General features: G+C 65.7%; 15 protein-coding genes. 4 read left to right on the plus strand and 11 right to left on the minus strand.

Annotated elements, in window-relative coordinates; all coding sequences use genetic code 11:
• Window positions 1–7: 7 nt before the first annotated feature.
• Both IP90_RS08820 and IP90_RS08825 read right to left on the minus strand, forming a co-directional pair.
• The gene (locus tag IP90_RS08820) at window positions 8–1,396 is read right to left on the minus strand and encodes an NAD(P)(+) transhydrogenase (Re/Si-specific) subunit beta (RefSeq protein WP_144899273.1); all 1,389 of its coding nucleotides are present in this window, start codon (window positions 1,394–1,396) and stop codon (window positions 8–10) included.
• On the minus strand, window positions 1,396–1,707 hold the full coding sequence (locus tag IP90_RS08825) for an NAD(P) transhydrogenase subunit alpha part 2 (protein WP_144899274.1): 312 nt from the start codon (window positions 1,705–1,707) through the stop codon (window positions 1,396–1,398). The genes IP90_RS08820 and IP90_RS08825 overlap by 1 nt, the downstream gene beginning before the upstream one ends.
• Before the next feature lie 118 nt (window positions 1,708–1,825).
• Here IP90_RS08825 and IP90_RS08830 point away from each other — a divergent pair, with 118 nt between their 5' ends.
• Genes IP90_RS08830 through IP90_RS08840 form a run of 3 tightly spaced genes read left to right on the plus strand, consistent with a single transcriptional unit; the run spans window position 1,826 to window position 3,218 of the window.
• On the plus strand, window positions 1,826–2,419 hold the full coding sequence (locus tag IP90_RS08830) for an RNA polymerase sigma factor (RefSeq protein WP_144899275.1): 594 nt from the start codon (window positions 1,826–1,828) through the stop codon (window positions 2,417–2,419).
• On the plus strand, window positions 2,416–2,790 hold the full coding sequence (locus IP90_RS08835) for a hypothetical protein (RefSeq protein WP_144899276.1): 375 nt from the start codon (window positions 2,416–2,418) through the stop codon (window positions 2,788–2,790). The genes IP90_RS08830 and IP90_RS08835 overlap by 4 nt, the downstream gene beginning before the upstream one ends.
• Window positions 2,790–3,218, plus strand: coding sequence for a DUF3106 domain-containing protein (locus IP90_RS08840; protein WP_425477090.1), 429 nt, complete (start codon window positions 2,790–2,792; stop codon window positions 3,216–3,218). Before IP90_RS08835 ends, IP90_RS08840 begins: the two co-directional genes overlap by 1 nt.
• A gap of 36 nt (window positions 3,219–3,254) precedes the next feature.
• Here the strand turns inward: IP90_RS08840 and IP90_RS08845 are convergent, their stop codons facing one another.
• The 8 genes from IP90_RS08845 to IP90_RS08880 form a co-directional block, all read right to left on the minus strand.
• The gene (locus tag IP90_RS08845; RefSeq protein WP_242007534.1) at window positions 3,255–4,799 is read right to left on the minus strand and encodes a serine hydrolase; all 1,545 of its coding nucleotides are present in this window, start codon (window positions 4,797–4,799) and stop codon (window positions 3,255–3,257) included.
• 186 nt (window positions 4,800–4,985) lie between these two features.
• On the minus strand, window positions 4,986–6,101 hold the full coding sequence (locus IP90_RS08850) for a YkvI family membrane protein (protein ID WP_144899279.1): 1,116 nt from the start codon (window positions 6,099–6,101) through the stop codon (window positions 4,986–4,988).
• 31 nt (window positions 6,102–6,132) lie between these two features.
• Window positions 6,133–7,176: an N-acetyltransferase DgcN family protein gene (locus IP90_RS08855; RefSeq protein WP_144899280.1), complete on the minus strand. Its 1,044-nt coding sequence runs from the start codon at window positions 7,174–7,176 to the stop codon at window positions 6,133–6,135.
• Window positions 7,177–7,281: 105 nt separating this feature from the next.
• On the minus strand, window positions 7,282–9,630 hold the full coding sequence (locus IP90_RS08860) for a TonB-dependent receptor (protein WP_158635313.1): 2,349 nt from the start codon (window positions 9,628–9,630) through the stop codon (window positions 7,282–7,284).
• A gap of 149 nt (window positions 9,631–9,779) precedes the next feature.
• Window positions 9,780–11,498 carry an N-acyl-D-amino-acid deacylase family protein gene (locus IP90_RS08865; protein WP_144899282.1) on the minus strand — a complete coding sequence of 573 codons (1,719 nt, stop codon included), beginning with the start codon at window positions 11,496–11,498 and terminating at the stop codon, window positions 9,780–9,782.
• Window positions 11,498–12,814, minus strand: a complete 1,317-nt coding sequence (locus tag IP90_RS08870) for a peptide MFS transporter (protein WP_144899283.1) — start codon at window positions 12,812–12,814, stop codon at window positions 11,498–11,500. The genes IP90_RS08865 and IP90_RS08870 overlap by 1 nt, the downstream gene beginning before the upstream one ends.
• A complete protein-coding gene (locus IP90_RS08875; protein WP_242007535.1) occupies window positions 12,811–13,833 on the minus strand; it encodes a dipeptide epimerase in 1,023 nt (340 codons plus the stop codon). The genes IP90_RS08870 and IP90_RS08875 overlap by 4 nt, the downstream gene beginning before the upstream one ends.
• A 63-nt stretch (window positions 13,834–13,896) precedes the next feature.
• Window positions 13,897–15,702 carry a serine hydrolase domain-containing protein gene (locus IP90_RS08880; protein WP_199753441.1) on the minus strand — a complete coding sequence of 602 codons (1,806 nt, stop codon included), beginning with the start codon at window positions 15,700–15,702 and terminating at the stop codon, window positions 13,897–13,899.
• Window positions 15,703–16,141: 439 nt separating this feature from the next.
• Here IP90_RS08880 and IP90_RS08885 point away from each other — a divergent pair, with 439 nt between their 5' ends.
• Window positions 16,142–16,873, plus strand: coding sequence for a helix-turn-helix domain-containing protein (locus IP90_RS08885; protein ID WP_144899285.1), 732 nt, complete (start codon window positions 16,142–16,144; stop codon window positions 16,871–16,873).
• Between the two features lie 129 nt (window positions 16,874–17,002).
• On the opposite strand, the gene IP90_RS08890 is transcribed toward IP90_RS08885, so the two are convergent.
• Window positions 17,003–18,103: an NAD(P) transhydrogenase subunit alpha gene (locus IP90_RS08890; RefSeq protein ID WP_144899286.1), complete on the minus strand. Its 1,101-nt coding sequence runs from the start codon at window positions 18,101–18,103 to the stop codon at window positions 17,003–17,005.
• Window positions 18,104–18,175: the final 72 nt, after the last annotated feature.

The following is an 18,175-nucleotide window of genomic DNA, read 5'->3' on the forward strand; positions in this document are numbered from 1 at the left end:
GGCGGGCTCAATGCCCGCCGTCGAGCGCCTTCAGTTCGCTCACCAGCGCCGCTGCCATCTCGGCGCCATCGCCGTACAGCATGCGCGTGTTGTCGGCATAGAACAGCGCGTTCTCGATGCCGGCGAAACCGGTGCCCTTGCCGCGCTTGATGACGATGGTGTTCTTCGAGTCGACGACATCCAGGATCGGCATGCCATAGATCGGCGAAGCCGGATCGGTCTTGGCGACGGGATTGACCACGTCATTGGCGCCGATCACCAGCGACACGTCGGTGTTGGCGAACTCGGGGTTGATGTCGTCCATGTCGGCGATCAGGTCGTACGGCACGCCGGCCTCGGCCAGCAGCACGTTCATGTGCCCGGGCATGCGGCCGGCCACCGGATGGATCGCGAACTTCACCTTGACGCCGCGCTCGATCAGCTTCTGCGTCAGTTCCCAGATCTTGTGCTGTGCCTGCGCCACGGCCATGCCATAACCGGGCACGATCACCACGCGTTCCGCATAGGCCATCATCGCGGCGACGTCGCCGGCTTCGATCGGTTTCTGCGAACCGATGATTTCCTGCAGTTCGCCGCCGCCGCCGAAGTTGGAGAACAGCACGCTCCGGATCGAGCGGTTCATCGCCTTGGCCATCAACCGGGTCAGCAACATGCCGGCCGCGCCGACCATCATGCCGGCGATGATCAACGCCTCGTTGCCCAGCACGTAGCCTTCGAACGCGACCGCCAGGCCGGTGAGCGCGTTGTACAGCGAGATCACCACCGGCATGTCGGCGCCGCCGATCGGCAGCGTCATCAGCACGCCGAGCGCCAGCGACACGATGAAGAACGCGACGATCAGCGGCACGCCGAGCGAGTGCACCACCAAGCCGCCGAGCACCAGCGCCGCGATCGCGACGCCGGCATTGAAGAACTGCTGGCCGGGGAAGGTGTAGCGCTTGTCCATGCGCCCGTCGAGCTTGGCCCAGGCGATGATCGAACCGGTCAGCGACACCGAACCGATCAGTGCGCCGACCACCGCCAGCACCGACACCGTCAACGACGGTGCCTGTCCCGCGGCCGAGAACCGCAGCAGCTCGACCGCGCCGATCGCCGCGGCGGAACCACCACCCATGCCGTTGTATAGCGCAACCATCTGCGGCATGTCGGTGATGGCGACCTTCTTGCCCGAGATCCATGCCGCCGCGGTGCCCAGCACCAGCGCAATCGCGATCAGCGGCAGGTTGTGCAGCCCGGGCAGGAAGAAGGTCGCGATCGTCGCGATCAGCATGCCGACGCCGGCCCACTGGATGCCGCTGCGCGCGGTCTTCGGCGAGGCCATGCGCTGCAGGCCGAGCAGGAACAGGGTGGCGGCGACCAGATAGCTCGATTTCACCAGCAGCGGCAACCAGGCCATTACTTGCCTCCCTGCTGGTTGCTGCCGGATTTCGCGGACGGCTTGAACATCTCCAGCATCCGCTCGGTGACCACGTAGCCGCCGGCGGCGTTGCCCGCACCGAGCAGCACGGCGATGAATCCGATCACCTTCTCCAGCGTGGTGTCGGCATGCCCCAGCACCACCATCGCGCCGATCAGCACGATGCCGTGGATGAAGTTGCTGCCGGACATCAGCGGCGTATGCAGGATCACCGGCACGCGCGAGATGATCACGTGGCCGGCGATGGCCGCCAGCATGAAGATGTACAGCGCCACGAAACCGTCGCCCATTACCCATCTCCCCAGATCCGATGCTGTCCGCATCATAACCGGCCCCTCCCCCTCCTTCGCCAGCCGCGTCAACCGATCCGCGCCGGCTGCGTTTCCATCGGCAGCTGGAGCGCTCCCCATGACCTACGACACCGACGGCCGGCATCGGGACTATCCTGAACCCGTGAATGATCCTGCCGCCGAGCCATCGCACATCGCCGCCGTACCCACGCTGGAGAGCTTCCTGGCCGGGATCGGCACGCGCGCGTTCCGCTTCGCCGAGCTGGCGCTGCGCCATCGCGACGATGCGCTGGACGCGGTGCAGGAGGCGATGATGAAGATGCTGGCCTATGGCGACCGGCCGGCCGCGGAATGGACGCCGCTGTTCTGGAGCATCCTGCGCAGCCGCATCGTCGACCTGCAGCGCCGGCGCGTGTTCCGGCTGCGCTGGCTGTCGCCGCAGCACGAACGCGACGAGGACAACGCCATCGACTGGGCCGACGAGGCACCCGATCCGCAACGCGCCCACGATGGCCGCGAAGCCTACGGCAAGCTGGCCGAGGCGCTGCGCGGCCTGCCGAGGAGGCAGCGCGAGGCGTTCACGCTGCGCGTGCTGGAGGAACTGGACGTGGCAGCCACGGCCCAGGCCATGGGCTGCACCGAAGGCTCGGTGAAGACGCATCTATCGCGCGCACGCACCGCGCTGCAGAAACAACTGGAAGACTGGCGATGAACGACCACAGACAATCCGACGATGCTTTCGACCAGGCACTGCGCGGGCAGTACCGGCAGGCCACGCGGCAGCTGTCGCCGAACACGCTGGCGCGCCTGCGCCAAGTCCGACACGCCGCCACGCTCGGCGTGCCGCAGCGCCGCGGCTTTGCATGGCCGCTGCTCGGAGGCGCCGGCGCGCTGGCCGCGGCGGTGTTCGCGATCGCGTTCGGCCTGAACCTGCGCAACGACACACTGCCGGCCACGGATGCCACCCCGACCGCGGTGGCGATCGGCGATGCCATTACCGAACCGGCATCGGCACTGGACCAGGATCCCGATTTCTATGCATGGCTGGGCTCGGCCGACGCCGAACTGGTCGCGATGGAGTGATGCACATGAAGCCTTTGCTGTTGACCGCCGCGTTGCTGCTGGGTGGCCTCGCCGGTACCGCCCACGCGCAGGACGCCACGCCTGCGGCGCCGTTGCCGAGCTGGGAACAGCTGACGCCGGCGCAACGCGACGTACTGATCGCACCGATGCGGGAGCGCTGGAACCGCGCGCCGGAAGATCGCGCGCGCATCTACGAACGCGCCCGGCGCTGGCAGCAGATGACGCCCGAACAACGCCGCGACGCCCGCCACGGCATGCATCGCTGGGAACGCATGGATCCGGCCAAACGCGAGCAGGCGCATGCCCTGTACGAACGCATGCGCACGATGTCGCCCGAGCAACGCAAGGCCCTGCGCGCGCAGTGGCACGAGATGTCGCCGGAACAGCGCAAGCAGTGGATCGAGCAGAACCCGCCGAAGAAGCCCTGAGCCAGTGGCGCGCATGGTGCGCGCCATGCTCGTCATTCAGTCGTTGGCCACCGGAGTGAACAGCAGGTCGTGGTAGTCGTAGCTGAAGTCGGCCAGCGGTGACACCGCCTTCATCGTGATCCGGTCGACCTTGCCCTGTGCATCGAGCGCGAAGCTGACGTAGGCCGGCTCGATGGTGCGATCGTCCCAGCGCACCTGGAAGGTGTCGTATTGCCAGTGTTCGAGCGTGCCGACCATGTCCGGCGTCTGCCTGAAATCGATGCGCAGGCGGCCGCCTTCGTCGCGAAGTTCGATCGGCCCGTACCAGGGATCCGCGTAGTTGCCGGCGTAGTCCTTCAAAGGCAAGGACGCACGCGAGGGCTTCTTCTCAGCCTTGCTCTTGCCCAGCACCGCCAGCGCCTTGTCGATGCTGGCCTGCCTGTAGGTTGCGAAATCCGCCGGCCAGTCGCGCTTCGGTGCATCGAGGTAGTGATCGAGCAGTTCGTACATCAGTCCGCGCAACGCCACGCCATCCTCGGAGTTGATCTGGAGCGAGAAACCGACCTGCCGATCGGGGATCAGCACGACCATGGTCTGCACGCCGAAGACCGCGCCACCATGTTCGAGGATCTTGACGCCGCGATAGTCACGTACGCTCCAACCCAGCGCATAGGCGGAAAACTGCGGCGTGGCATCGGCAATGGGTTCCGGATATGGCCTGATCGGCGTCAGCACCTGCGGCGTCCACATCTGGCGCGAGGCCTCCTCGCTGAAGAGCCGGCGGTCGCCTTCGCCGGGGAGCGCGCCATGCGCGAGCTGGATCGACAGCCAGCGTGCCATGTCGTTCGCGCTCGATGACACGCCACCGGCCGGTGCAGCATTGGCGCCCAGCGCCTGCCGCTCATCCAGCACTTCCTGCCTGCCCACGCCGCGAAAGCCGCCATCCATGCGCGCATGCGGCTGCGCGCGGTTCGCCGTGGCGAAGCGCGCGGCATCGCTGGTCGTGGACACGCGCATGCCCGCGGGCCTGAGCACGCGGTCGCGGACGAAATCCTCCCAGGTCTTGCCGCTGACGGCCTCGATCAATTGCCCGGCCACCACGTACAACACGTTGTCGTAGGCGTAGCCACTGCGGAAGCTGGTCGCAGGCTTGATGTAGCGCAGGCGACGCACGGTTTCGGCGCGGCTGAGCGATGAGCGCGGCACGAACAGCAGGTCACCCGCGCCCAGGCCCAGGCCGCTGCGATGCACCAGCAGGTCGCGGATCGTCATCTCGCGCGTCACCCACGGGTCGTACATCTGGAAACCCGGCAGGTGGTCGATGACCTTGTCGTCCCAGCCAATCCTGCCCTCGTCGACAAGCACCGCCAGCGCCGCGGTGGTGACCGCCTTGCCGGTCGAACCGGTGGGGAAAATGGTGTCGGCATCGACCGGTTCCGGCGAGCCCAGGCGCCGCACGCCGTAGCCTTTGGCATGCACGACCTTGCCGCCCTCGACGATCGCCACCGCCATTCCGGGCACGCCGTTGTCGCGCATCACCTGTTCGACGCGTGCGTCGAGGCCGGGTGGTACCGCCGCCGACGCCACGAAGGCGATCGACAAACATGCAATGCTGGCAACTGCACGCAGTAGCTTCGACGGGAATGGCATCGGCTTCTCCGGAATGTGTTGACTTGAAAGGTAGAGCTTTTGATACGGATCAGAGGGGATAAAAACGGATACCGCTTCAGTGTTCAACACAAGGCTCTTGTCCGCTTCTTTCAGATCTGATCCGCGTCAAAAAATGCTCTAGCCACCTGCGGCAACAGCAGGATGAGCATTGCGCCACAACCACCACACGCCCACGGTCAGCAGCGGCAGCACATAGATCGCAAGGAACACCCAGGTCAGCGTGCCGTAGCCTTGCGCGATCAGGTCGACCAGGCCGACGGCGGTCGCGGCGTACACCGAGACCAGCATCACGCCCACGGCGAGCGCCGGACGCAGTGACTGCGGCATCGGCCGTTGCCGTTCCGCGTAGGCTTTCGCCACGCGTTCGTTGATCGCATGCAGCAGTGCCACGCCGGTGTCCACCAGGGTCAGCAGTACCGCGATCTGGAACGCCCACTCGAACCACGGCGCCTGCAGCTTGGCCAGCAGGAAGGCCGAGGGCAGCGCGACGTCGCCGATCTCGTGGTAGTAGCCCATCATCGCGATGTAGAACAACACGCCCGGCAGCATGCCCAGTGGCCCGGCCAGCGCGCCGGCGACCAGCGCTTCGCGACGACGGCTCAGGTGACGGATGCAGAACAGCACCGCCGGTATGGTGGCGACGTTGTAGCCGGCGTAGGTGACGCCGGCCATGAACCAGTCGTCGTCGACCGGCACCGCGGCGAAGTTCGCTTCGATGCGGTCGCCGAACGCGACCACGCTCCACACCACGAACACCAGGTAGACCAGATAGAGATAGCCCACGGACAGCGCCAGGAACTTCTCGATGACCGCACCGCTGTAGAACAGCATCAGGCCGGTGGCGGCGATCATCGCCAATGAACCGGCCAGCTTCGGCAAGCCGAACAGGCTGTGCACGATCTCACCGGCCGCCGCGCCCATCACTGCCATGATCACGATGATCAGCAGGAAATAGGCGATCTCGAACAGGAACCAGCCGCGACCCAGCAACAGCTTGAAGAACGAACGGTAGTCGTAGGCCCGTGCGACCCGCGCCAGTTCGAAACTGGCCATCAGCACCGCGCTCCACACCAGCATGCTCACCGCCATGCCCAGCAGTCCGCCCCAGGGCCCGGCCGGCAGGAAGAACTCCACCAGTTCGCGCCCGGTCGCGTAGCCGCCGGCGATCACCGCCGCCTGGAACACGAAGCCCGGCAGCAGATAGCGCTGGAACCAGCTCGACGACGTCGTCATGGCTTTCCTGCGGACAGCTGCAAACGCGATTTCATGCCAGGCAATCCTCCACCAGTCGTTCGAAGGCCGCGCCGCCGCGCATTGGATCGGCGACGGCAAGGCCCAGCCGGTCGCGCTCGTGGGACAGCAACCGCAACGCTTCCGCTTCGGCGAGATGCGAGGTATTGAGGGTGACGCCCGCGCAGCGGATCGCAGGTTGCGTGCGTCGCCCCAGTTGCAGCGCCAGTTCGATGGTTGCCTCGACGCTTGGCAGGGGATGCTGCGGATAACCGAGCATGTGTGTGCGTCCGGGCTGGTGGCAGATCACCACGACATCGGGCTGGCTGCCGTGCAGCAGCGCCAGCGAGACTCCGGCGTAGGCCGGATGGAACAGCGAGCCCTGCCCTTCGATCACGTCCCAATGATCGTCGGCAGCGTCGGGGGACAGCATTTCCGCAGCTCCGGCTGCGAAGTCCGAGACCACCGCATCGATCGGCATGCCCTGGCCTGCGATCAGGATGCCGGTCTGGCCGGTGGCGCGGAAGTCGGCATCGATCCCGCGTGCGACGAAGGCACGTGCCAACGCCAGCGCGGTGTATTTCTTGCCGAGCGCGCAATCGGTGCCCAGCGTCAGCAGGCGTCGTCCGCGGCGGGGACGTCCGGAAGCCACCGGAATGTCCGACGGTGGCTGACGGACATCGATCAGCCGTCGTCCCAGTCGTGCGGCGGTCTCACGCAGCGGAACGATGTCAGCCAGTCGCGCATGCATGCCGCCGATCAGGTCCAGACCCGCTTCCAGGGCTTGCTGCAGCGGCTCGAACCAGGCCGTTGGAATGTATCCGCCCGGATTGGCGACGCCGATGACCAGTGACCGCGCGCCCGCGGCATACGCCTGCAGCGGCGTCATGAACGCCAGCCCGGTGCTGACCGTGGCGCCGGCGCAGGCGAATTCGCCCACGCAGCGCTCGCGCGCCCAGTCGCGCAGGCCGAACGCCGTTTTTGCATACCCGGCCTCGGTGGTGTCGCCGAGGAACAGCAGATAGGGCTGGGGTAGCGTTTCGGTGGCGGCGGGGATCGAAAGAAGCGGCTGGGACATGCGCAGGGATGTTCCGGAAGTGGCACGGTAGCCAGGATCGCTGGCGGCTGTCGGCCGCCAGCTCGTTTTTGCGTAGTTGCAACGCGTGCCCCAGAGAAGCATGTCCTAGAACCGGTAGTCGACTTCCAGCCCGATGGTGCGTGGCCGGATCGGCGCCCCGACCTGGAAAGGCACTTCATTGGTCAGCGCATTGGTCTTGTCGGCAATCGTCTGGTAGGCGCGCTCGTCCGTGGCGTTCTTCATGTAGGCGCGGATCGACCATTGGTCGTTCGAGATGCCGGCATACAGGTCCAGCGATATGTAGCTGCCCAGCATGATCGGCGGCGTGATCGTGTCAGACACCACGACCGGGGGCGTGGTGGTGGTCGTGATGACCTGGCGTTCGCTGGTCGCGGTCGGACGACCATCCACCCAGCGCAGGCCAGCGCCTACGTTGCCCGACCAGTTGCCGCTCATCGGAATGTAATAGTCCGCGGTCGCCGACCAGGAGGTCTTGGGGATATAGGGCAGGACGTCGCCCTCCAGGCCATTGTTGAGCTGGACCGTGACTGGCCCCGAAGGGATGAACAGCGGCGGCAAATCCTCGCTCAACGTCGCATCGGTGTAGTTGCCGTTGAAGCCCAGTTGCAGGTTGGACGTGGCATTGAACAGCAGGGAAAACTCCAGGCCCTGGCTCCTGGCCTTGCCGCCGTTGGCGAGCCCGGAATTGCCGTTGAAGAACGTGATGATCTGGATGTCCTGCCAGTCGATGCGGTAGGCCGCCACGTCGAGTTGCAGCCGGTTGCCGGCGAACAGCGCCTTCATGCCCAGCTCGTAGCTGGTCAGGGTGGACGAATCCACCGACGGCGGGATGCCGGGAAGTACCACGTTCGGGCCACCTGGCTGGTAACCGGTCGCGATCTTGCCGTACAGCAGCGTGTCTTCGGTCAGCTGGAACTGCGGGCTCAGGCTCCAGTTGAAAACGTTCTCGCTGGAAGTGTTCGATGTCGTCTCGATCGGCAGCAGGAGACCCTCGGTCACGTTCTGACTGAAGTTCTGGTCGTTCTCCGCATAACGCACGCCGGCGCCCAGCTTGAACTTGTCGGTGAAGTGGTAGGAGACATTGGCGAACACCGCGGTCTCCTTGTAGTCGGTCGGCAGCGTCAGATAGGCCAGCGTGCCCGCAATGGCATCAAAAGGCGCGGGCAAGGCGCTGCCATCCAGTTGGCGCAGCGCGATGAACTGGCTGTTGTCGCCCTCTTCCTTGGTATAGAACGCGCCGACCAGCCATTCGAAGGGCGACCCGGACTTCGAGGTCAGCCGGAATTCCTGGGTGGTCTTCTTCAGCGACAGCATGTTGTCGAAAAACGAACTGCCCGGATCGGGCAGGCCCAGCCCCAGGTTGGTGAACTGGCCGTATTCGACGGTCGTGTCCTGGCGGATGAACGCGCTGGTATCCGAGTAGCCCGTCGCCGAGGTGAAGTCGGCCCAGCCCAGGTCCCAGTCCACGGTCGCCGCGTAGTAGTCGATGTCCCTGCTGTACAGCTCGTCGTTCCAGATGCGGTTGCTCAGGTCGCGATCGAGCTCCCTGCCGGTGACCGGGTCGAGTGCGACGTAGGCGTTGTTGTCGGTGTCGGCGGTCTGCCGCATCGCGGACAGCTTCAGGCTGACATCGTCGCCCTGCCATAGCAGCGCGGCGCGCGCGCTGGTCTGGACGCCATCGTTGATGTCCTCTTCGCCATTGACGGCGTTGTCGATGTAGCCCGGAATCTCGTTGCGCGTGTAGCTCAGGCGCAGGCCGAGTCGATCCTTCGTGATCGGCAGGTTGGCTCCGAAGCGGACCGTGTTGCCGGTCTCGCCGTCGGCAACGCTCGACAGGCCGGCACCGATACGGAATTCGGTCTCGTCCAGGTCGGGTTCGCGCGTGACGTACTTGAGCAGGCCACCCATCGAACCTGCGCCATATAGCGTGCCTTGCGGGCCGCGCAGGACTTCGACGCGCTGGATGTCATAGGGCAGCAGGTCCAGCGTCAGTTGCGTCGCGCGCTGGTAGAGGCCGCTGGAACCCACCGGCGTCTCGTCGATGTAGGTGCCGATGGTGGAGCCCGACGACAGCGGGGCGATGCCGCGCATCGACACCGCGGTCTTCCCGGGGGAGCCTAACGACACCACCTGGAAGCCGGGGATGTAGTCGGCGTAGTCGCTGAGTTGGGTCGCATTGATTTTTTCGAGTTGTTCGCCAGCGACCACGCTGATCGAGGAGGCGACCCTGTTGATGTTCTCCTCGCGCTTGTCCGCGGTGACCACCACGCCGCCCAGGGTGGTAACCCGGTTGGCCGGCTTGTCCGCTGCCTCGCTGTCTGCCTGCGCCTGTTGCGCCAGGGCGACCGGGGGTGCTGCGAACCAGAGAATGCCCGCAATGGCGGCGACCAGCGGCATGGGGCGGAGCCGTTGCACTGAAGTGAGCGTACGCATGCCATTTCTCCCGGTGAATTGCATGTGTGTGATCGACCGTCTGGAACGCGGCACGAATGCCTGATCGTCAATATATTCCCCTATCAGGAGATAATGATCCTGATTGGAGAAATGTCAATTTGCGCAGCAGCAATCCGCCCGTAGCGGCCTCAGCGCGCCGGCGCAGGCTTGGCGGTATTCCCGCGCCAGCCCGGACCGCGCACCACGCGTCCCGGCTTGGCGCCGGTGTGCTCGCCGCCGCGGAGCACCTGGACGCCGTTGACGAATACCTCGTCGACGCCCGTGGCATAGCGCCGCGGTGCCTCGAAAGTGGCGTGGTCGGCGATCGTGGCCGGATCGAACACGACGATGTCGGCATGGCAGCCGACCTCAAGACAACCCCGATCCTTCAGCTTCCAGTTGCTCGCCGGCAGTCCGGTGAGGCGGTGGATCGCTTCTTCAAGCGGCATCAGCTTGCGGTCACGCACGTAGTGCCCCAGGAAACGCGCGAAGTTGCCGTAGGCGCGCGGATGCGTACTGGATTCCAGGAACACGCCCTCGGCCGCGGACGATTCCGCGTCGGAACCGAGGCTGGTCCAGGGCTGTTTCAGGCCAAGCTCGACATTGGTCTCGCTCATCAGGAAGTACGCAGTGCCGACCGACGAGTCGTCCTCGATGATCAGGTCGAGCATCGTGTCTTCCGGCGAGGTACCACGCTGCCTGGCGACTTCGGCCAGACTTTTGCCGGTCAGCGGCTTGAGCTTGTCGCTCTTGAACCCGATCAGCAGCACGCGCTCGTTGGAGCCGGTGAGCAGGCGAATGTTCTCCCAGGCATTGTCGAGCGACTTCATCTCCGCGATCACGCGGCGTCGCGTTTCCGGTTCCTTCAGCCGCGCGACCATTGCCTCGTGGCCGCCGGCCTGCACCCAGGGCGGCAAGCCCGCCGTCAGTCCGGTGGCACCGGCGGTGTACGCATACATGTCGGCACTGACCTGCAGGCCTTCGGCGCGCGCCGCATTGATCCGCTCGATCGCCTGCGCCATCTTCGGCCAGTTGCGTTCGCCGGCGGCCTTGAGGTGGTAGGCCTCCGCGCGCTGGCCGGTGGCGCGGGCGATGGCGATGGTTTCATCGAGCGCCTCGAGAAAGCGGTCGGCTTCGCTGCGCATGTGCGCGATGTAGCCACCGCCAGATTCGGCTGCCGCCTGTGCCAGTGCCACCAGTTCCGGCGGCTCGGCGAAGAATGCCGGTGGATAGATCAGCGACGCGCCGACGCCAAGCGCACCTTCGCGCATGGCTTCACGCACCAGCTCCTGCATGCGCGCCAGCTGCTGCGGATCGGGATCGACGTCTCCTTCGCCCAGTTCGTGGATGCGCACGCTGGTGGCACCGACGAATGAAGCGACGTTGGGCGTGATGCCACGGCGTTCCAGATGCTCGAGATATCCGCCAAGCGTGCTCCATTCGATCGGATACTTGAGATCGCCCTGCTGTTTCAGCGAATCCGCCTTCATTTTCGAGTTCAGCGGCCCCATCGACCAGCCTTCGCCGAAGATCTCCAGGGTCACGCCCTGCTTCGTGTCGCTGATGCCGCGGCCGTCGACGATCAGCGATTCGGTCGCCCAGCTGAGCACGTTGATGAAACCCGGTGCCACCGCACGACCTGCCGCATCCACGGTCTGCACGGCAGTGGCGTCGCTGCCCGGCAGCAGCAGCGCGACGATGCGGTCGCCACGCACGGCCACATCGACCTGGCGCGGCGCGGCGCCACTGCCGTCATGCACCATGCCATTGCGGATCAGCAGATCGTAGCGCTCGTCGGCGGCGTGCGACGACATGGTCACGCAGACCATCAACGCGAACGTGGCCAGGACAGTGGCGGGTCGTTGCATCATCGTTCTCCCTGAGTGATGTCGGAGGCCGCTGCCGCGGCAGTGAGCGGACGTTCCAGCAGCCGCAGTCCGACCGCCGCCAGCACGGCCAGGACTGCGAGCAGGCTGAAGAACGCGGGTGGATCGATGCGGCTCCACAGGGTGCCCACGATGCCCGCCAGCAGGCTGCCGCTGAACACCGCCAGGAACCACGACGCGACCGTGGTCGCGCCGAGTCGCGGTGGCGCGAGCCGCGCGAACAAGCCAAGGCCGGTAGGCAGGATGTAGAGCTCGCCGAATGTCAGCACGACGAAGAACGCGACCAGCCACAGCCAGCTCGCTCCGCCACTTCCGGACAACGCGGCGACGCCGGCGAGCAGCAGGTACGCGGCCGCCACGATCAGCGCGCCCATGGCCATCTTCCGCGCCGGTGGCAGGTCGCGTCCCGTGTCTGCGCGTCGACGCCAATGGGCGAGCAGCAGCGGCGTCATCGCGATCACCAGCAAGGGATTCAGCGACAGGAACCAGGTCATCGGGATCGAGAACGTACCTACAACGCGATCGACGCCGACATCGGTCCACAACGGCAGCGTGTTGCCGATCTGTTCGTAGGCGCCACGGAATATGGTGACGGCGATGCCGACGCCCAGGAGCAACAGCCAGACCCGCGATGTCCGGTGCCCGGATGTTTCGCCGATGCTGGCCGCGGGATTCTTTTTCGCCGGTTCCGCCGGCAGGTAGCGCTGGCCCACGAGGTAGATCAGCAGGCCGATGAACATGCCGACGCCGGCAGCGCCGAAACCGTAATGCCAGCCATAGAGCTCGCCCAACGTCCCGCACACCAGAGGCGCCAGGAAACCGCCGACGTTGATGCCGACGTAGTAGACGTTGTAGGCACGTCCGCGCCTCGCATCGCCGGGACGATAGAGGTCGTTGATCTGGCTGGGCAGGCTGGGCAGGAACAGGCCGTTGCCCAGTGCGATCGTGGCCAGCGCCACGAAGAACAAGGGCTCGAACGCCATCATGAAATGGCCGACGGCCATCACGCTGGCGCCGATCACCACCGCGCGGCGCTTGCCCAGCCAGCGATCGGCGATCACGCCGCCCAGGATCGGCGTGAAATACGCCATCGCCGTGTAGGTGCCGTAGATGAGCGACGACTTCTCCTGCGCGAACAGCAACTGCTTGGTCATGTAATAGACCAGCAGCGTGCGCATTCCGTAGTAGGAGAAGATCTCCCACATCTGGGTCAGGAACAGGATGGTCAGTCCGCGCGGTTGGCCGAACCACGCCTTCTCGTGCAGCGCATCCGGACCCGCTGCGGTCACGTCGCTCATGCCGCGGCGGACGTCCGGCTACCCCATACCGCGTCATCGCACGACACCATCCCGTCCGCGTACACCACGCCGGGCACGTGATCGCTGGCAAGGAACAATGGCCCGTCCAGGTCGACCACGTCGCATTGCTGGCCGAGCACGAATGCAGGTGCCATCGCCCAGCTGGTGCCGAGCATGTTGCCCACCATCACCTTCAGGCCCAGCGCGCGCGCGCGTTCCGCGATCAGCAGGCCCTCGGTCAGGCCGCCGCATTTGTCCAGCTTGATGTTGACCACGTCGAAGCGCCCGACCAGTGCCTCGACCTCGTCGAGCCCCTGCACGCTTTCGTCTGCGGCAATCGGGATGACATGGTCGATCCCGTCGAGCTCGGCCTCGCGACCGCGCGCGCAGGGTTGCTCGAGCAGCGCCACTCGGGCATCGACCAGTGCCGGAAGCAGTCGCTGCAGCGTATCGATGACGTAACCCTGATTGGCATCCACGCCCAGCCACACGTCCGGTCGCTCCGCGCGAACCGCCCTGACACGGGCGATATCGAGGTCCACCTCACCGGTCAGCTTGAGCTTGATCGCGCGTGCCTGTGCATAGTTCCGCGCCCCCGCCGCCATGACTTCCGGCGTGTCGGCGCCCACCGTGAACGTGGTCAGCAGTGGCTTGGGAGAATTGATACCGGCAAGTTGCCATACCGTGCTGCCGGCACGCCGCGACTCCAGCTCCCACAAGGCGCAATCGAGCGCATTGCGGGCCCCACCCGGCGGTAGCAGCGTACGCAGGGCCTGGCGATCGATGCCGGCTTCGATGGCATCGCGATGCGATTCCAGCGTGGCGAGCATGGCCGCGGGCGTGTCCTGCAGGTAATACACGCCTGACGCCTCGCCGCGTCCAACGTGCGCACCATCGCGCAGGGTGACCAGCGTCGCCAGCGGATCCTGGAACATGTAACCGGTGATGCGGAAAGGCGCCTTCATCCGCAGTGGTTCGTTGCGGACATCCAGCTCGATACGGGAATGCGCAGGGCCCACGCGTCGCTCCAGCTGCGTTGAGTGACGCAGCGACCCACGGTGCGGGCCGCTGCGATGCGGGCATCAGTAATTCGCGCTGAAGCCGACGATCCGGAACACGATGCCGAAGTACAGGACCAACAGGCAGGACAGCGCCAGCAGCACGCTCCAGACCTTGGCAAGGCGACGGCGGTTGCTGCGCAGTACCACCCAGGCGTTCCACACCGAGATCACCGCGCCAGCCACGAACGCCAGCAGTGCGAAGATGCGTACCAGACGCACCCAGATGTCGCCGCTCGCGCTCATCAGGCTGTAGTCGTTCATCAACATTCCGATCAGGACACCGCCGGCAAGCAGTCCCAGCAATACCAGCGCCGCCGCGATGCGCACCAGTCGGTGCATCCGCGCGTCGTTGCCGCTCAGACCGTAGGCCACGCCATAGCGGCGGCGGACCAGCGCCGCGATGGGCCATGCCAGGGTCGACAGCAGCAACACGACGAACGCAGCGCCCAGTGCCGGCGTCAGCCAGCCGGACGATGCCCAGCTCGGGACGCGGTCGAACACCATGAACGCCGAGAACGGCTCGACGCCGAAACGCACCACGCGCCCATCCTCCACACGGGCTGCAAGGCGATCGGCACCCGCCACGTCGCGCCACACGAACGGCGCGATCTCGCGCCACTTGATCGGCTGGCCGTTGAGTCCCTTCAGACCCGACACGGTGATGGTGCCGTCCTCACCGGGCACCACCTTCATCTGTCCGGCCAGATTGAGCGCGGACAGGAACGAGGTGTGCGAGCGGCGGCTGTTCTGGTAGCGACCGGCGATCATGCCGGCATGCTCCTTGGCGGTAGCCGCGTCGACCTTGCCTTCCGGGATCGGTCCTGGCATGTAGCGGTCGGCGAACTGCTCGAATAGTGCGGTGCGCAGCGGGCCCACAGCGCCTTCCCGGCCGGCGCTGTTGAACGATACGAACAGGCCCACGCCATCGTCGAGGAACAGGTGCAGATCGCTATGGAACCACTGTGTGTCACCGGCATGCGCGATCACGCGATGACCGTTGATGTTCGCTTCGTAGAAGCCGAGCATCATGCGATGCAACGGTTCGAGCAGGGTCAGCGCGGTGTCGTGCATCTTCGTCGCGGTATCGGCCTGCAGGATGCGGCCGGAGCCATAGGCGCCCTTGTTCAGGTGCGCGATCATGAAGCGCCCCATGTCGCCGCCACTGGCAGCCATCGAACCCGCGGGTGCCATGCCGACCAGCTCGTAGGCCTGCGCCTTGTCCGAGCCGGACTTGTAGCCATTCGACATGTACGGCTTGAACTTCTCGGGCAGCGGCTGGCGGAATGTCGAACGGGTCATGCCCAGCGGTGCGAAGATGTTGCGCTCGATGTAGTCGTCGAATGACATGCCCGAGACGCGCTGCACGATGTAACCCGCCAGTGAAGTCGCGTAATTGGAATAGGCCGGCGTAGTGCCTCCTTCGTACACCCGCGTCGGGATCCAGTGCTTCACCGACTCTTCGATGGAAGCCAGCGCGGCCGGGTCATCGAGGATCAGCCCACGCGCGGTTTCCTCGAAGCCGGCGGTGTGCGTCATCACCTGGCGCAGCGTGACCGGCTTGCCGTCGCGTGGCGGGATCTTGAAATCGAGGTAGGCGTTGACGTCCTCGTCGAGATCGAGCTTGCCCTGCTCGACCAGTTGCATCACTGCCGTCCACGTGAGCAATTTGGAGACGGAACCGGGACGGAACATTGTGTTTTCGCCATCGACCGGCTTGCGCGCGGCGACATCGGCGTAACCAAACCCCTTCTGCAGCAGGATCTGCCCGTCCTTTACCACCACGACCACGGCGCCTGGAATGTCTCCACGCTCCAGCGCGTAGGGCATGAAGCCATCCAGCCACGACTCGAGGTCGGTTCGAGTCAGGGACGGCGCGGCGCCGGCAGGCACGTCCGTCGTCGATGCGGGCGCCTGCGCCGCAACAGCCGGCGGCGTGACCGGCTTCGCTGGACGAAGGTCCTGGCCTTCCTGAGCGGCGGCAGGAAATGCGAGGAAGATACCCAGAAGACCCGCCAAGACAGCATTCACACGCATCGATTCGTCTCCCCAAATCTCGTTTTGCGGCGATGACCGGATCGGGCGCTGCGGGCCGCAGCGATCTTCACGCGGACAGGATTGTCTGTTTCGCAATAATGATCCTGATCAGAGAATTGTCAACCCATGATGGTCAATCCGGTCCCGGCGCGGGATCATGTGCAGATCGTCCGTACTGCGGCCGGCAAAGGGTGCCGACCCGCGATCACTGCCCCCAGGAGCTCGCAACGAGATGCCCCCCCAACACCGCACCATCGGCAGCCTGCTGCGCGCCCTGCGCGCGCGCAATGGCTGGACGCTCAAGGAAATGAGCCAGCGCTGCGGCATACCGCTGTCGACGCTGTCGAAGGTCGAACATGACCGTCTTACTCTGACCTACGACAAGCTGCTGCAGCTCAGCCAACGGCTCAACATCCGCATGTCGGAACTGTTCGCCGAAGAGACCCAGGTCACCGAGCAGCCGGTAACCGCGCGTCGCAGCATCGGCCGCATCGCCGACGCCATCCGGGTCAACACGCCGAACTACGACTACTACTACCTGTGCCCGGAATTACGCCGCAAGCGCATGATCCCCGTGTTGACGCGGGTCCGCGCGAAGAGCCTGCGCGAGTTCGGCGAGCTGGTCCATCATTCCGGCGAGGAATACATCCACGTGCTCGAAGGCAAGGTGGAAGTGCACACCGAGTTCTACGACGCGATCGTGCTCGAGGCGGGCGAATCGGTCTACATCGACTCCAACATGGGCCACGCCTATATCGCCGCCGAAGGCTGCGAGGAGGCATTGCTGCTGGGCATCTGCTCCAGTGCCGACGAACAGCTGATGGAATCGCTGATGACGCTGCACGGCGAAGAGAATCTTTCGCAGCAAAAGGTTGTACGGATCGGCGCGCCAGCTGCGAACGATGCGAAGTCCGATGCGCGCGTGACGACCAGGCCTCGGCGAAAGTCCGCACCAGCCAAATAGAGCGAGGCTGAACAAGCCTCGGATCGTCATCCCGACGCAACCGCGATCGGCTCGCCATCCACCCTCGTCTTCCTGTTCGGCCACCTCTGGCCCTGCGTCATCCCTACGCAAAGATGGACCTGCTGATACCTATGCCGCCGCAGGCCGCTCCGGCCATACCGTCTTTGCCAGCAACTCATCGTCCCAGTCGAACGCGGTCACGCCGTCCTTGACGAACAGGCTGACGAAGTTGAAGACGTTGCGCGCGTACATCTCGCTGGCATGCATCGCGCCGCTGCTGGCCAGGTTCAAGGGGCCTGCGATGGTGACGCCGCCGTGCCCGATGGTTTCGCCGGGTCGGGTCAGCTCGCAGTTGCCGCCGGTTTCCGCGGCCAGGTCGACCAGCACGCTGCCCGGCTTCATGCCTTCGATCATGGCGGCGCTGACGATCTTCGGCGCCGGCCGCCCCGGTACCGCGGCGGTGCAGACGATCACATCGATGTTGCGGATGTGTTCGCCGAGGCGGCGTTGCTGCTCGGCACGCTCCTCGTCGGTCAACTGGCGCGCGTAGCCGCCCTCGCCCGCCGCGCTGACACCGAGGTCGAGGAACTTGCCGCCCAGCGACTCGATCTGCTCGCGCACTTCCGGACGCACGTCGAAGCCCTCGACCTGCGCGCCGAGCCGCTTGGCCGTAGCGATGGCCTGCAGGCCGGCGACGCCCGCGCCGATGACCAGCAGCTTGGAGGGGCGGATCGTGCCGGCCGCCGTGGTCAGCATCGGAAAGAAGCGCGGCGCCAGTTGCGCCGCGATCAGCACCGCCTTGTAGCCCGCCATGCCGGCCTGCGAACTGAGTACGTCCATGGCCTGCGCACGCGTGGTGCGCGGCAGCTTTTCCAGCGGGAAGGCGACGATCTGCCGCGATTGCAGTGCCTCCGCGCGGGCCGTGTCGGCTTGCGGCTGCAACATGCCGACCAGTGCCGCGCCGGGTTTCAACGACGCGATCACGGACGGATCCGGCGGTTGCACGCATAGCACCAGGTCGGCACCGTCATACGCCGCGGCGCGATCGGCGACGACCTGGACGCCGGCATCGGCATAGGCCTGGTCGGTGAAGTACGCGCCGCTGCCGGCACCGCGTTCGACGCGTACCGTGGCGCCGGCGGCGATCAGTTTCTTGCAGGTCTCGGGCGTCGCCGCCACCCGCTTCTCGCCCGGCGCCGTTTCGCGTGCGATACCGATCGTGACTGCCATGCCCACTCCGCCGCTGTCAGGAGCGACCATCGTAGCCCGGGGCGAGGCAGAGGCGGTATACCCGTGGCGTCA

The sequence above is a fragment of the Luteimonas cucumeris genome, from assembly GCF_007830035.1.
Lineage (GTDB): Bacteria > Pseudomonadota > Gammaproteobacteria > Xanthomonadales > Xanthomonadaceae > Luteimonas_C > Luteimonas_C cucumeris.